15 protein-coding genes are annotated in these 14,969 nt (G+C 67.5%); 6 read left to right on the top strand and 9 right to left on the bottom strand.

The window, feature by feature from the left end:
• Positions 1-20 precede the first annotated feature (20 nt).
• From cysS to FB562_RS00395, 3 genes are all read right to left on the bottom strand, one after another.
• Entirely contained in the window at positions 21-1,439 is a 1,419-nt protein-coding gene (gene cysS, locus FB562_RS00405; protein WP_141879334.1) for a cysteine--tRNA ligase, read from the bottom strand.
• A gap of 115 nt (positions 1,440-1,554) precedes the next feature.
• A complete protein-coding gene (ispD, locus tag FB562_RS00400) occupies positions 1,555-2,739 on the bottom strand; it encodes a 2-C-methyl-D-erythritol 4-phosphate cytidylyltransferase (protein WP_141879333.1) in 1,185 nt (394 codons plus the stop codon).
• A gap of 118 nt (positions 2,740-2,857) precedes the next feature.
• Positions 2,858-3,340: a CarD family transcriptional regulator gene (locus tag FB562_RS00395; RefSeq protein WP_141879332.1), complete on the bottom strand. Its 483-nt coding sequence runs from the start codon at positions 3,338-3,340 to the stop codon at positions 2,858-2,860.
• Between the two features lie 165 nt (positions 3,341-3,505).
• On the opposite strand from FB562_RS00395, the gene FB562_RS00390 reads away from it, so the two are divergent.
• On the top strand, positions 3,506-3,967 hold the full coding sequence (locus tag FB562_RS00390) for an LPS-assembly lipoprotein LptE (protein ID WP_141879331.1): 462 nt from the start codon (positions 3,506-3,508) through the stop codon (positions 3,965-3,967).
• An 80-nt stretch (positions 3,968-4,047) separates the two neighbouring features.
• Here the strand turns inward: FB562_RS00390 and FB562_RS00385 are convergent, their stop codons facing one another.
• Both FB562_RS00385 and FB562_RS00380 read right to left on the bottom strand, forming a co-directional pair.
• A complete protein-coding gene (locus tag FB562_RS00385) occupies positions 4,048-4,731 on the bottom strand; it encodes a response regulator transcription factor (protein WP_141879330.1) in 684 nt (227 codons plus the stop codon).
• Complete coding sequence (locus tag FB562_RS00380; protein WP_141879329.1) at positions 4,728-5,933, bottom strand: sensor histidine kinase; 1,206 nt, start codon at positions 5,931-5,933, stop codon at positions 4,728-4,730. The genes FB562_RS00385 and FB562_RS00380 overlap by 4 nt, the downstream gene beginning before the upstream one ends.
• Positions 5,934-6,111: 178 nt before the next feature.
• On the opposite strand from FB562_RS00380, the gene phoU reads away from it, so the two are divergent.
• The gene (gene phoU / locus FB562_RS00375) at positions 6,112-6,765 is read left to right on the top strand and encodes a phosphate signaling complex protein PhoU (protein WP_141879328.1); all 654 of its coding nucleotides are present in this window, start codon (positions 6,112-6,114) and stop codon (positions 6,763-6,765) included.
• Positions 6,766-6,941: 176 nt separating this feature from the next.
• On the opposite strand, the gene FB562_RS00370 is transcribed toward phoU, so the two are convergent.
• The 4 genes from FB562_RS00370 to FB562_RS00355 form a co-directional block, all read right to left on the bottom strand.
• Positions 6,942-7,685, bottom strand: a complete 744-nt coding sequence (locus FB562_RS00370) for a phosphoglyceromutase (RefSeq protein WP_141879327.1) — start codon at positions 7,683-7,685, stop codon at positions 6,942-6,944.
• A 44-nt stretch (positions 7,686-7,729) separates the two neighbouring features.
• A complete protein-coding gene (ygfZ, locus tag FB562_RS00365; RefSeq protein ID WP_246081282.1) occupies positions 7,730-8,887 on the bottom strand; it encodes a CAF17-like 4Fe-4S cluster assembly/insertion protein YgfZ in 1,158 nt (385 codons plus the stop codon).
• On the bottom strand, positions 8,877-9,491 hold the full coding sequence (locus FB562_RS00360; RefSeq protein WP_141879325.1) for a heme-binding beta-barrel domain-containing protein: 615 nt from the start codon (positions 9,489-9,491) through the stop codon (positions 8,877-8,879). The genes ygfZ and FB562_RS00360 overlap by 11 nt, the downstream gene beginning before the upstream one ends.
• 226 nt (positions 9,492-9,717) lie before the next feature.
• On the bottom strand, positions 9,718-10,035 hold the full coding sequence (locus FB562_RS00355) for a hypothetical protein (RefSeq protein WP_246081281.1): 318 nt from the start codon (positions 10,033-10,035) through the stop codon (positions 9,718-9,720).
• Between the two features lie 95 nt (positions 10,036-10,130).
• On the opposite strand from FB562_RS00355, the gene FB562_RS00350 reads away from it, so the two are divergent.
• The 4 genes from FB562_RS00350 to FB562_RS00335 all read left to right on the top strand — a co-directional run bounded on the left by FB562_RS00350 (position 10,131) and on the right by FB562_RS00335 (position 14,883).
• Complete coding sequence (locus tag FB562_RS00350) at positions 10,131-10,802, top strand: winged helix-turn-helix transcriptional regulator (protein WP_185740407.1); 672 nt, start codon at positions 10,131-10,133, stop codon at positions 10,800-10,802.
• Positions 10,792-11,607, top strand: a complete 816-nt coding sequence (gene mshD, locus FB562_RS00345) for a mycothiol synthase (protein ID WP_141879324.1) — start codon at positions 10,792-10,794, stop codon at positions 11,605-11,607. Before FB562_RS00350 ends, mshD begins: the two co-directional genes overlap by 11 nt.
• A gap of 160 nt (positions 11,608-11,767) precedes the next feature.
• On the top strand, positions 11,768-13,948 hold the full coding sequence (locus FB562_RS00340; protein WP_141879323.1) for an RNA degradosome polyphosphate kinase: 2,181 nt from the start codon (positions 11,768-11,770) through the stop codon (positions 13,946-13,948).
• Positions 13,945-14,883: an NUDIX hydrolase gene (locus FB562_RS00335; RefSeq protein WP_141879322.1), complete on the top strand. Its 939-nt coding sequence runs from the start codon at positions 13,945-13,947 to the stop codon at positions 14,881-14,883. The genes FB562_RS00340 and FB562_RS00335 overlap by 4 nt, the downstream gene beginning before the upstream one ends.
• The last annotated feature ends 86 nt before the right edge of the window (positions 14,884-14,969 follow it).

Here is a 14,969-nt window from a genome sequence, read left to right as displayed (position 1 = left end):
TCCTCAGATCGGTCGTGGGGTTATTCGTTCGCCAGGCTCCAATGCGGGCCCGACGGGGTGTCTTCTATCTGGATGCCTGCGGCGGCCAGTTCGTCACGGATGCGATCGGCCTCGGCGAAATCGCGGCGCTCGCGAGCGGCACGCCTGCCATCGAGCAGATTCCCGACCAGCGCGCCCAGCGCCGCAGTGGCCGGCTCGTTCGCCGCAGTCTGCCACTCTACGGCCAGAGGGTTGATTCCGAGAACTTCTGCCATCGCCAGCACCTGACCGTTCGCCCGCGCGGCCGACGCCAGATCCTCGCCGTCGAGGGCCGCATTGCCGGCCCGCACAGTGTCGTGCAGCACGCCGAGCGCCTGCGGTACCGACAGGTCGTCGTCCATCGCCGCGGCGAAGGCATCCGGAATGTCGATGACGATGTCGGATGTGAAACGGGTGCCGGAGAGACGACGCTCGACCCTGCGCAGGAACACCTCGATGCGCTCGAGGGCCGCCTCCGCCTCCACAAGCGCACCGTCGTGGTAGTCGATCGTGGAGCGGTAGTGGGCCGAGCCGAGGTAGTAGCGCACGACGAGCGGGCGGGCCATCTCCAGGAAGTCGCTTGCGTAGATCGAGTTGCCGAGCGACTTCGACATCTTCTGCCCGTTGACGTTCACGAGGCCGTTGTGCACCCAGTAGCTTGCGAAGCCGTCGCCGGCGGCCGACGACTGCGCCAACTCGTTCTCGTGATGCGGGAAGCGCAGATCGAGCCCGCCGCCGTGGATGTCGAAGGCCGGGCCCAGATAGCGCGACGACATCGCCGAGCACTCGATGTGCCAGCCGGGTCGGCCCTCACCCCACGGGGACGGCCACGAGGCCGACGCGGGCTCCTCGGGCTTGTGCCCCTTCCAGAGTGCGAAGTCTCGCGGGTCGCGCTTGCCTCGCGGGTCGGCATCCGTCGCATCCGCCATGTCCGACAGCTTCTGGCGGGTGAGCGCCCCATAGTCGGCCCAGGATGCGGTGTCGAAGTACACATCGCCCGAACCATCCGGCGCGGCATAGGCGTGACCGCGGTCGATGAGCCGCTGGATGATCTGCTGCATCTGCCCCACACTCGCCGTCGCGCGCGGCTCATAGGTGGGCGGCAGGATGCCGAGGGCGTTATAGCCCGCCGTGAACTCGAGCTCGAAACGGTAGGCCAGAGCCCACCACTCCTCCTCGGCTGAGGCGTTCGCCAGGATCTTGTCGTCGATGTCGGTGACATTGCGCACGAGCGTCACATCGAATCCGCGCCAGCCCAGCCAGCGGCGCCACTGGTCGTAGACGAGCGCCGAACGCAGGTGGCCGATGTGCGGCGACGACTGCACGGTCGGCCCGCACACATAGATGCCGACCCTGCCTGGCTCGAGGGGCTCGAAGTCGAGCAACTCCTGCTTGCGGGAGTCGTAGAGGCGCACGGTCATTGCACCAGCTTATTCGAGTGCCCGCTCTGCGCCCTGTCCTTCGCCGAGAGGTCATTCCTGGCCCCACCACCACGTCAGGAAGGGCCGAGAATGACCTCTCGCGGAAGGGGATGGCTCAGGATGCCTGGAGCAGCGCCGTCGCGATGGCCGTGATGCCTTCGCCCCGCCCCGTGAAACCGAGCCCGTCCGCCGTCGTCGCCGAGACGCTCACCGGCGCCCCGAGGAGCGCGCCCAACCGCTGCTCGATCTCGACACGGCGAGCCGCGAGCTTCGGATGGTTCGCGACAAGTTGCACCGCAACGTTGACCACGGTGAAACCGGCCCCCGCGACAAGCCGCGCCGTCTCCGACAGGAAGACGTCGCCGTGCGCGCCGGCGAAGCGATCATCCGATGTTCCGAAGCGCCCGCCGATGTCGCCGAGGCCCGCCGCCGACAGCAGCGCATCGCAGACCGCATGGCTGAGCACATCGCCGTCGCTGTGCCCGCTCAGGCCCGGCTCGTCAGGCCAGTAGAGGCCACCCAGCCACAGCGGGCTGGCGTCGTCGAAGGCGTGCACGTCGACACCGATGCCCGTACGCAGTGTGGGCTGTGCGCTGCCGCCGAGCAGCTGCTCGGCCCTGCGCAGATCCCAGCTGGTGGTCACCTTGAATGCGAGCGCATCACCCTCGACCGTTGACACCGGATGCCCCGCAGCGGCAAACAGGGCGGCGTCGTCAGTGAACTCCTCCGTCGCGGCCTCGTAGGCGGCGAGCAGCTCGGGCAGCGGGAAGCCCTGCGGCGTCTGCACCGCTGCCAGCTCGGAACGGTCCACCGTCTGCAGCACGGCACCCGAGGCATCCACCCGCTTGATCGTGTCGGCGACCGGAAGCCCGGGAATCACGCCCCCCGCGGTCGACTCGACCGCAGCAACGACCGCGTCGAACAGGGCTGACGGGGTGAGCGCACGCGCAGCGTCATGGATGAGCACCGTGCCGGTTCCGGGTGCGACGGCGGCGAGGCCCGCCGCGACGGAGAGCTGCCGGGTCGCGCCGCCCACGACGACACTCACACGATCGGATGCCACGCCCGCCGCATCCTCGACGATCGCGCGCGCCTCATCCAGCCTCGACGCGGGTGCGACCACCACGAGCTGCACAGAACGGCCCCCGTCGAGCCCCTCGCCCATACCGAAGACGGAATCGAGGGCGTGCGCAAGGAGGGGGCGACCCGCGAGCGGCACGAAGGCCTTCGGCTCGGCACGGCCCAGACGGGCACCGCTGCCCGCGGCGACCACAACGACGGCGACAGAAGGCGACTGCATGCCTACGAGCGTAACGCCAGCCCGCGGCGGGAACTGCCGGGGCGGCGCCGCGGTGCGCACGAAAAAGCCCCGCCCCACGAGGTGTGGGACGGGGCCGAGTCGTTTCGTTCGAGCGTGACTACGAGGCAAGCACCTCGTCGAGCATGCCCGAGGCCTTCTCCTCGTCAGTCTTCTCTGCGAGCGCGAGCTCGGAGATCAGAATCTGGCGGGCCTTGGCGAGCATGCGCTTCTCGCCAGCCGAGAGGCCACGATCCTGATCGCGGCGCCACAGGTCGCGGACGACCTCGGAAACCTTGATGACGTCGCCGGAGGCGAGCTTCTCAAGGTTCGCCTTGTAGCGACGGCTCCAGTTGGTGGGCTCCTCAGTGAACGGCGCGCGCAGGACCTCGAACACCTTGTCGAGGCCCTCCTGCCCGATGACATCGCGGACGCCGACCAGATCGACGTTCTCTGCGGGGACCTCGATGACAAGGTCACCCTGGGTGACATTAAGCTTGAGGTAGAGTTTCTCCTCGCCCTTGATGGTTCGTTTCTTGACCTCGGTGATTGTTGCTGCACCGTGGTGGGGGTATACGACGGTTTCGCCGACCTCGAAAAGCATGCGTAAAGCTCCATTCCGTGGCCACCAGTTTACCACAGCAGAGCTCATGTTAGGCTGCCCTAACTCCCCGACCGCCCAGCGCTCTCGCTAGACTAAACTCTCAGTGTCTTCCTGCGGGTTTCGCCGCGGGCGCATACGCACAAATCTCGTGTTCTGGAGGGTCCCGTGAGAGCTCGTATCGTCGCATCCACAAGTCTGGCAGCGGTCGTGATGCTCACCGCAGCCGGCTGTGGCTTCATCGCCCCGCAGGCGACCACCGAGCACTATGACCCCAGCGACGGCACCAGCGCCACCATCGCCAGCGTGAAGGTGCTCAACGCGATCGTGCTGAGCAACGACGGCGAGACCGGCAACCTCATCGCGAGCGTCGCCAACATCGGCAACGACCGGGTCACCGTCACCCTGCAGTACGAGGGCGATGGACAGAAGATCGACAAGAAGGTCAGCGTCGCCGGCAACACCGTCAAATCGATCGGCACCGACGAGCAGTTCCTGCTCGATGGCATCGACGCCAAGCCCGGCAGCCTGATGCCCGTGTTCGTTCAGTACGACGACGAGACCGGCAAGCAGATGCTCGTACCGGTGCTCGACGGCACACTGCCCGAGTACACCCAGTACCTGCCGTAACCGCAGACGAGGTTTCGATACGCTCGCCAGCGCTCGCCACTCAACCCGCCGAGCCACCCGCGGGCTGAGCAACCCGCCGCCTACTCCTCGAAGCGGTAGCCGAGGCCGCGCACCGTCACCAGCATGACCGGCTCCGACGGGTTCGTCTCGATCTTCGAGCGGATGCGCTTGATGTGCACGTCGAGGGTCTTCGTGTCGCCGAAGTAGTCGCTCCCCCACACCCGGTCGATCAGCTGGCCGCGGGTCAGCACCCGGCCCGCGTTGCGCAGCAGCACCTCGAGCAGCTCGAACTCCTTCAGGGGCATGGCGACCTCGACGCCGCCGACCTCGACCGTGTGCCGGTCGACATCCATCCGCACGGAGCCGGCCTCGACGATGGCGAAGTCCTGCTCGTCCTCCACTTCGCTGCGGCGACGCATCACGGCACGGATGCGCGCCAGCAGTTCACGCGACGAGTACGGCTTCGTCACATAGTCGTCGGCGCCGAGCTCCAGCCCCACGACGATGTCGATCTCGCTGTCCTTCGCCGTGAGCATGATGATGGGCACCTGCGAGCGCGTGCGGATCTCGCGGCACACCTCCGTGCCGGGGATGCCCGGAATCATGAGGTCGAGCAGGATGAGGTCGACGTTGCCAGCCGCGAACGCCTCGAGCGCCGCCGGCCCGTCGTCGGCGATCACCGTCTCGTAGCCTTCGCGCTCCAGGAGGAACGCGAGCGGCTCACTCAGCGCGTGCTCGTCTTCGACAATGAGGATGCGGGTCACTTGGTCTCCTTGACGTGGTCGTTGCCGCGACGCGGCTTGGTCGTCGGTGCAGGGTCATGGTCGGCGAGCCGGGCGTCGGCATCCGTGAGTTCGGGGATTCGGATCGTGAACGTCGAGCCCTTGCCGGGCTGCGACCACACACGCACATCGCCCCCATGGTTCTGGGCGACATGCTTCACGATGCTCAGCCCCAGGCCTGTGCCGCCCGTGTTGCGCGCCCTCGCCGGGTCGATGCGGTAGAAGCGTTCGAACACCCGGTCGAGGTCCTGCTCTTCGATACCGATGCCCTGGTCGGTGACGGAGATCTCGAGCACCCCGTCACCCGAGACGACACCCACACCGATGCGCGAATTATCGGGCGAGTACTGGATGGCATTCGACACGAGGTTCTGCACCGCGGCGATCAGCAGGTCCTCGTCCCCGTAGGCCCGCGTGCCCGCGTCACCGCCGCTGGCGAGACGGATGCCGTGCTTGTCGGCGATCACGCGGTTCTGGTCGATCGCGGAGGCGACCACATGGTCGACGTCGACGATCTCGGGCCTGGCCAGAGCATCCGCCGCCTGCAGCCTCGACAGTTCGATGATCTCGCGCGTGATGCGGGCGAGTCGCTCCGACTCCTTGCTGAGGCGCTTCGCGAAACGCTTCACCTGCTCCGGCTCGTCCGAGGCCGCCGCGAGGGCCTCCGCCAGCAGGCTGACGGCGCCGATGGGCGTCTTCAGCTCGTGACTGATGTTCGCCACGAAGTCGCGGCGCACCGCGTCGAGCCGATACGACTCGGTGCGATCCTCGGCGACCAGGAGCACGAAGCGCGTGCCCAGCCGCGCCACCCGAACGAAGAGGTGCACGGATGCATCGCTGTAGGGGCCGCGCGTGAGCACGACCTCCTCGGCGAGCGGCTCACCGCTGCGCCGCACCCGGTTCACCAGCTCGACCATCTCGGGGTGCACGAGCACCTGATTGCCGACGAGGCCGAATGCGAGCGCACCCGGCGACACCTTGAGCACGTTGTTCGAAGGGTCCACCACGACCGCGGCTGACTCGAGCGCGTCGAGCACCTGGGAGACGCCGTCGGGGATTCCGCCGTTGACGACCATCGCAGCCCGCTCGCCGCGCCGGGCGGCGTGATGCACGAGGCTGACCAGAGCTGCACCCACGGCTACACCGAAGACCAGCGACAGGGCAACCAGCAGGCTGGGTTCCATAGAGACTAGATTAGTTACATCTACGACCGGCCGATTCTGGCAGGGGCGGATGGCAGTGCCGAGCACGTCGTTGTTCAGGCAAAGATCACCGGTCGTTAACTTTCCCGCGAAAGAATCAGCGGGCCGGACGGTCGCAGACGAACCACGACCGGACACAAGACGAGAAGAGGATCTGTCGATGCGCGAAGTATTCCAGCAGGAGCTGCAAGAGGTTCAGGAGCGTCTGGTCGAGATCGCGAGCCTCGTGGCCGTGTCGATCGAGAACGCCACAAGAGCCTTCAACGAGTCGAACGTGTCGCTCGCCGAGCAGGTCATCGCCGACGACGACAAGATCGACGAACTCGCGATCAACCTCGACGAGCTCGCCATCAACATCCTGGCCCGGCAGCAGCCGGTCGCCCGCGACCTGCGCATCGTCGTCAGCGCACTGCGCATCTCCTCATCGCTTGAGCGGATGGGCGACATGGCCGACCACATCGCGCAGCTGGCCCGCTACCGCTTCCCCGACAAGGTCGTGCCCAAGAGCCTGCGCAAGACCTTCGTCGAGATGGGACAGCTCGACGTCGAGATGGCGCGCAAACTCGCCGAGCTGCTGCGCACAGAAGACGTGCAGCTGGCGGAGGAGATCCGCAACGACGACGACCGGATCGACGCGCTGCACCTGAGCGTGTTCGAGAAGGTTCTCGGCGAGACCTGGAAGGGCGGCGCCGAAGACACCGTCGACGCGACCCTCGCGTCGCGCTACCACGAGCGCTTCGCCGACCACGCCGTCTCCATCGCCAAGAAGGTGCACTACCTGGCGACCGGCGACTGGGTCGCCCCCGAAGACTGAGCCTCAGGCTGTGAACGACCCCGCCGGTTTCGAGACTGTCGCGCCAGAGCGCGACACCTCAACCAGCGGGGTCGTTCGCACACGCCAGAGCGCGACACCTCAACCAGCGGGTCACCTGCTGGTCGAGGTGTCGCGAAGCGACAGTCTCGAGACCAACCGCGAAGTGACTCGGCGGGCTACTTCTTGCCTTGGGCTGCAACCGCGGCCGCGCCGGCAGCAGCAGCAGCCGGGTCGAGGTACTCGGACGGCTTCGTCGGCATGAAGTCGTCGCCGAGCTCGTAGACGAGCGGGATGCCGGTGGGGATGTTCAGCTCGGCGATGTCAGCATCCGAGATACCGTCGAGGTGCTTCACGAGCGCCCGCAGCGAGTTGCCGTGCGCGGTGACCAGCACCGTCTTGCCTGCTGCGAGGTCGACCTTGATGTCGGACTCCCAGTAGGGAAGCATCCGCTCGATGACGTCCTTCAGGCATTCGGTGCGCGGCAGGTCGGCGCCGAGCTCGGCGTAGCGCGGGTCGTGTGCCTGCGAGAACTCGCTGTCGTCGTCGAGGGGCGGCGGCGGGGTGTCGAAGCTGCGGCGCCACGTCATGAACTGCTCCTCGCCGTACTTCTCGAGGGTCTCCGCCTTGTCGAGCCCCTGCAGGGCACCGTAGTGGCGCTCGTTGAGGCGCCAGCTGCGCTTGACGTCGATCCAGTCGCGGTCGGCGGTCTCGAGGGCCAGGTTGGCCGTGTGGATGGCACGCTTCAGCAGCGAGGTGTACTGCACGTCGGGCAGCAGGCCGGATGCGGCGAGCAGCTCACCGGCGCGGCGCCCCTCGGCGCGACCGTCGTCTGTCAGGTCGACATCCACCCAACCGGTGAACAGGTTCTTCTCGTTCCAGTCGCTGCGGCCATGGCGCAGCAGAATCAGCGTGTACGTCATGCGAACAGCCTAGCGAGCGGAGAAGAGCGGCGGATGCGCGCGGCTCAGCGCGGTCGCGTGACCGCACCCAGGCGCGGCAGGCGCGGCACATTCGCCTCGGCCCCTGCGCCGGGCGGCACGATGAGCTCCTGCGCTGCGGCGACACGCGCCCCGTCGGCGACGACGACGAGCTCGGCGACCGGGTCGGTCATCCGCTTCACGACGGCCAACGCGATCGAACCCAGCTCGTGGTGGCGGGCTGCGGATGTCACCGAGCCGACAACCTTGTCGACCCCATCGGCGACGAGAACGACCTCGTCGCCGGCCGCGGGGAGCACGGCGTCCGATCCGTCGAGGTGCAGCATGACGAGCCGACGCGGCGGGTGGCCCAGGTTATGCACCTTCGCGACCGTCTCCTGGCCCCGGTAGCAGCCCTTGCTGAGGTGCACGGCGGAGCGCAGCCAGTCGAGCTCGTGCGGGATGGACCTCTCGTCGACCTCGGAGGCGAAGCGCGGGCGCCAGGCGGCAATGCGCAGCGCCTCCAGCGCGAGCACCCCGGCGGCAGGCACATCGAGCGCGTCGAACTCGGCCCACGGCACGAGCGCCTCGGAGTAGTCGAACTCTGCGCCTGCGTGCTCGCCCTGGGAGTACTGCCAGCCGCCCTCGGCGACGTGCGACCACGAGTCGCGCCAGAGCAGCGGGACACCGTTCGGGGCGGCCGTGGGCAGGTCGAGATCGCCGAACGCACCCACCGTTGCAAGCTCCGCGCTGCGGTCGGCGAGCTCCACGCGCAGCATGAACCGCATGCGCTCCAGCCAGCCGAGCAGGGCCGCCGTCTCGGAACCCTCGACGAGCATCCAGAGTGTGACGCCGTCGTCGACAAGACGCACGGCGTGCTCGATGCGGCCCGTCTGGTCGAGCAGAAGCGTCTCGGAGGACTCGCCCGGCTGCATCCGTGCGACGGACTGGCTGGTGATCGAGTCGATCCAGGTGAGGCGGTCGGGGCCGGTCACCGAGATGACGCCGCGGTTCGACAGGTCGACGGCCGCCCTGCCCGCCACAAGCTCGCGCTGCTCCCTCACGGGGTCGCCGTAGTGGGCGGCGATGCCCGCGTCGATGCCCGTCGCCTCGACGGCGCCCGCGCGCGACAACCACGGCGAGCGGATGCCCGCAGCCGGCTGGTCACCAGGCACAGCCGCAGACACAGGAACGTCAGTCGACACGGGAGAGCCTCGCAGACGCGTGGGACGTGAGCGGCTGGCCCAACGCAGCCAGATCCCACGCCCACAGGAGGTGATTGTCGACAAGACCATAGAGGCGGGTGGACGCGGAATGCTCGTGCGCCGTCGCCGACCGCATCACAGCATCCGTCGCCAGATCGATACGGGCAGCCTTCACCTGGCCGAGATACAGCTCGCTGACCCCGCCCGGGTGCACGATCGTCGCCTCGACGTCAAAACCGGAGTCGGCATTGCGCAGCGTCTCGACCTGCTCCGCAGACGAGAATGGGGCCGGCCCGCCGCCGGGAAGCATGCCGGGGCCGGCATCCGCCGCCTGAACCGGCCGCGAGAGACGCCAGTAGCCGACCTCGGATGCGAGCGGCGCGCTGTCAAGAGAAGAAGCTTCGGCCTCATCGAGGACCCAGGCAGACGAGGTGTAGTTGAGGTAGGGCAGGCCGTCATGGCTGAAGCTCACACGCTGGCCGAACTCGAAATTGCGAACCTCATCGCCCACAGGGAAATTGACGACCCCCGAGCCCTCCCAGACGCCGATCAGCCACGACAGAGGCACCAGCTCAGGGGGCAGCGACGCATCCAGTTCGATCATGAGTACATCACCGCCAAGACAAGACGGAGCTGCGTGCGGGGGCGGATGCCTCCCTAGCGCTGGCCCCGGAAGAGGTTGTAGAGAACGACAGCGGAGATGCCCCCGATAGCCAGAACGGCGAGCACGAGGAGTCCGACGAAGAAGAGTTCGAGTGCGAGCAGCATGCTCCGATTCTAGCGGCACCGCGCCGCAGGCCGCGAAGATGCGCCCGGGGCGCCGGATGCTCTCAGCCGAGCAGCAGGACGCCGGTGGCCACCGCCAACACGACAACAGCGCCCACGATGCTCGCCATCAACCGATCGACGAGCCCCTCCTTGCTGTCGAGCGACAGCTGCAGGGAGAACGCCAGAAGCACAGTGACCGCCAGAACGATCGGGAACCACACCATGTGCTGCCCCGCCACCCCGAAGACCAGCACGAGCACGGCGCCGACGACAGCCGCCACCCACACGACGACGACACTCAGCCTCGCGCTCCAGCGTGGCGGGCCCACCCGCGGCTGCGCAGGATCTGCCGGCTGCGGCGCGGAATCGGCTGACATCATGACTCAATCCTGCCGCATCCGAGCACAAAGAACACTGCGCGCACGAGGGCCCACGTCACTGGATAGACTGGCGACCTGAAAATCTGGAGGCCCCGTTGGCGCAGCTGTTGATACTGACACCAGCGGTCGACAGCGAGGTCTTGCCGGTGCTGGGCCTGCTCAGCCACAGGGTGAGACAGCTGCCGGCCACCGCAAGCCAACTCGTCAACCCGCCAAGCTGCGACGTGATGATGATCGACGCCCGCCACGACCTGGCCGGGGCGAAGGCGCTGTGCAAGATCGCCGCCGGCACCGGCATGACCGCCCCCCTCGTCCTCATCGTCACAGAAGGCGCGCTCACCGCGGTCAACTCCGACTGGGGCATCGACGACGTGCTGCTGGTCACCGCAGGTCCGGCAGAAGTCGATGCCCGCATCCGCCTGGCCATGGGGCGCAGGGCCGGTGACCAGACAGACCAGAAGATCCGCGCATCCGGTGTCGTCATCGACGAGGCCAGCTACTCGGCGAAGGTCAACGGACGCACACTCGACCTCACCTACAAGGAATTCGAGCTGCTGCGCTTCCTCGCCAGCCACCCCTCCCGCGTGTTCACCCGCGAACAACTGCTCAGCGAAGTGTGGGGCTACGACTACTTCGGCGGCACCCGCACCGTCGACGTGCACGTGCGGCGGCTGCGCGCCAAACTCGGCGAATTCGACCTGCTCATCGGCACCGTGCGCAACGTCGGCTACCACTTCACCGGAAAGGACGACAACGATGGCGACTGACGCCCCCACCGCCGTGCCCGGATGGCTCGGCCCGCTCATCGAACGAGCCCGGCAGGCCGACGGCCAACCGCCCTTCTCCGACCAGGCCCTCGTCGAACTGAGAACCGGGCGACGCGAACTGCTCGCCGCAGACGAGGCCGGTGCCGCCGTGCTGCTGCGGGGCGACCCCGGCGAAGCAGAACTCGTCGTCGACCCGACGGAACGCCGGCACGGGATCGGAGGGCGGATGCTCGCGCAGCTGCTCGACGAGAACCCGCAACTCCTCCTGTGGGCACACGGCGACCACCCCGCCTCGCGCGCCCTCGCCGCCCGCCACAGGCTCACGGCCGTGCGCACGCTGCTGCAACTGCGCGCCGACGTGCCCACCGACGTGCCCGCAACGGAGGGCGTCAGAGCGTTCCGCCCCGGAACCGACGACGACGCCTGGCTGGCGCTCAACGCGCGCGCCTTCGCGTCGCATCCGGAACAGGGCTCCCTCACGCAGGGCGACCTCGACGAGCGGATGGCAGAAGACTGGTTCGACGCGGACGACTTTCTGCTGCTCTGGCACGGCGACGACCTGGCAGGCTTCAGCTGGCTGAAAATCGACGACGGCATCGGCGAGTTCTACGCCGTCGGCGTCGACCCCGAACGGCAGGGCGAAGGCCTCGGCCGGCGCCTCGTGACCGCCGGCCTTGCCCGACTGGCCGCCCGCGGCATCCGCACCTCGAACCTGTACGTCGAAGCCGATAACAAGCCGGCCGTGCGGCTGTACCGCTCCTTCGGATTCGGCGAGCACACGGTGGACGTGCAGTACAGCACGTAAGAACCGCTGCTCGAGGTGGTGCGCCCTCGTGGGCTGGTCTCGAGACTGCACAGACGCTTCGCGCCGGTGCACCTCGACCAGCAGGGTAGCGTCGCGGGGCGATTCGACCAGCGGGTGGGGCGTTAACCGCGGATTCACCTGCGGGTGCCAAGATTGTGCAATGGACGGCGACAGCATCATCGACGACACCGGGCTGGCCACGGACAGCCTCGACGACGACTACGACTCCGAGTCGGCCTGGGTCGACGACGGAACGCTGCCCGCGAACCGCTACTTCGACCGCGAGCTGAGCTGGCTCGCATTCAACACGCGCGTGCTCGAACTGGCAGAGGACGAGACGCTGCCCGTGCTGGAGCGCGCCAACTTCCTGGCCATCTTCGCGAGCAACCTGGACGAGTTCTTCATGGTGCGGGTCGCCGGCCTCAAGCGTCGCATCGCGACAGGCATCGCCGTTCCCACGAACATCGGCCGCGCGCCGCTCGACGTCCTCGACGACATCAGCCGCAAGGCGCACGAGCTGCAGGAGCGCCACGCCCGCGCGTTCCGCGAACAGGTCAAGCCCAGTCTCGATGCGTCCGGCATCCACATCGAATCGTGGAGCGACCTCGACCAGGAGGACCGCGAGCGCGTCGACGAGATCTTCTCCGCCCAGATCTATCCGGTTCTGATGCCGCTCGCCGTCGACCCTGCGCATCCGTTCCCCTACATCTCCGGGCTGTCGCTGAACCTCTCGGTGCGGGTGCGCAACCCCAAGACGGGCAAGGTCGAGTTCGCGCGCGTGAAGGTGCCGAGCATCCTGCCCCGTTTCGTGCAGTTGCCGGATGACGCGCGCGGCCTTCTGAGGTTCATCCCGTTGGAGGACCTCATCTCGAACCACCTCGTCGAGCTGTTCCCGGGGATGGAGATTCTGGAGCACCACGAGTTCCGGGTCACCCGCAACGAGGACGTCGAGGTCGACGAGGACGAGTCGGAGAACCTCATCCAGAGCCTCGAGCGGGAGCTGCTGCGCCGACGCTTCGGGCCGCCCATCCGGCTCGAGATCACCGACGACATGGACGACGTCACGCTCGGCCTGCTCGTGCGCGAACTGGGCATCACCGAGCAGGAGGTGTTCCGGCTGCCGGCGCCGCTCGACCTCGGCGGGCTGTTCGAGGTGTTCAAGATCGACCGGCCGTCGCTCAAATACTCCAAGCATGTGCCGACCACGAATGTGGCGCTGCTGCCGCCCGAGCCGGGCGCGAGCCCCGACGTGTTCGCCTCCATCGCGCGCCGCGACATCCTGCTGCACCACCCCTACGAGTCGTTCGGAACGAGCGTGCAGGCGTTCCTCGAGCAGGCCGCCGCCGACCCGAACGTGCTCGCCATCAAGCAGACCCTCTACCGCACGAGCGGCGACAGCCCCATCGTGGAGGCGCTCATCGACGCCGCCGAGGCGGGCAAGGCGGTTCTTGCGCTCGTCGAGATCAAGGCGCGCTTCGATGAGGCCGCCAACATCACCTGGGCGCGCAAACTCGAGAAGGCCGGCGTGCATGTCGTCTACGGGCTCGTCGGGCTCAAGACGCACTGCAAGCTCGCGCTCGTCGTGCGCCAGGAGAAGGGCGGGCTGCGCCACTACAGCCACATCGGAACAGGAAACTACAACCCGAAGACGAGCCGCGTCTACGAAGACCTCGGGCTGCTCACCGCCGACCCCATCGTCGGCCGCGACCTCAACCGTCTCTTCAACGAGCTCTCCGGTTACGCCATCGAGAAGAAGTTCAAGCGCCTGCTGGTGGCCCCGCTGCACCTGCGCAAGGGCCTCATCAAATGCATCACGACGGAGACGCGCAACGCCCTCGCAGGGAAGCCCAGTGGCATCCGCATCAAACTCAACTCCATCGTCGATGAGCAGATCATCGACGCTCTGTACCGCGCCAGCCAGGCCGGCGTGCCCATCGATCTGGTCGTGCGGGGCATCTGCGGCGTCAGGCCCGGCGTCGAAGGCCTCAGCGAGACCATTCAGGTGCGCTCGATCCTGGGTCGCTACCTGGAGCATTCGCGCATCTTCAGCTTCGTGAACAACGGCGACCCTGTGACGTACATCGGCAGCGCCGACATGATGCACCGCAACCTCGATCGCCGCGTCGAAGCACTCGTGCGTCTGACGGATGCCGCCCATCTGGCCGACATCGACGCCATCTTCGAGCTGTCCATGTCTGACAAGACCTCGTCGTGGCGCCTCGAATCGGACGGCGAATGGACCCGGCAGCACCTCGCCGAGGACGGCACACGCCTCGAGGACATGCAGAATGTCCTCATGAAGAACATCAGCTCACGGAAGAGGGCGGGGACCACCCGGTGAGCCCCGCGGCCACACCCGTGCTGGCAGCCGGGGCGCTCTGCTGGCGCGTCGTCGACGGCAGGATCGTCATCCTGTTGGTGCATCGCGAACGCCACGGCGACGTCTCGCTGCCCAAAGGCAAGGTCGACCCGGGCGAGAGCCTGCCGCAGACCGCCGCACGCGAGATCGAGGAGGAGACCGGCCTGCGGGTCGCCCTCGGAGCGCCCCTCGGCACGACCGAGTACACCCTTCCCAATGGGCGCGAGAAGATCGTGCACTACTGGACGGCGGAAGTCGACGACGATGCGCACACAGCCTCCTCATTCACCCCCAACGATGAGGTGCAGAAGCTCGAGTGGCTGAGCCTCAAGAAGGCCCGCGCCGCCCTCACCTACCCGCATGACCGCGAGGTTCTCGAACGCTTTCAGGCTCGGGTCGACAACGACACGCTGCGCAGCTATGCAATCATCGCGCTGCGGCACGGCAAGGCCATCTCGCCCGGCGAATTCGATGGGCAGGATGCCGAACGCACGCTCCTGAAGGAGGGGCGGCGACAGGCTGAGGCCGCGGCGGGCGGCATCGCCGCGTTCGGGCCCGAGAAGCTGTTCAGCAGCACGGCCGTGCGCTGCGTCGAGACCGTCAAGCCGCTCGCCAAGCGCACGGGCCTGCATGTGAAGCAGACGTACAAGATCAGTCAGGATGCCTACGAGAACGGTGCCGCACCGATCGACGCGGTCGTCGCCCGCAGGCTGGAGCAGCAGAAGACGGTCGTGCTGTGCAGCCACGGCCCTGTGCTGCCCGAGATCATCGCCGCGATCGCGCGCGACACGAACACCCCGCTCAATGCGAGCGTGCGGGCCGCCGGGCTGCTCCCGACGGGCGGCTACGCCGTCGTGCATCTGGCCCGGGACCGCAAGGATGCCGGCATCATCGCCATCGAGGTTCACGGCCAATAGCCTGTTCCCCGGATGCCGCATCCGGTCGGGGCCGGTAGCCTGTTCACTGTGATGTGGGCAGCGACGACAGACCGTGGATCTCGGCG

The organism is Homoserinimonas aerilata (assembly GCF_006716125.1).
Classification (GTDB): domain Bacteria; phylum Actinomycetota; class Actinomycetes; order Actinomycetales; family Microbacteriaceae; genus Homoserinimonas; species Homoserinimonas aerilata.
This window is presented reverse-complemented; position numbering and strand designations above follow the sequence as displayed.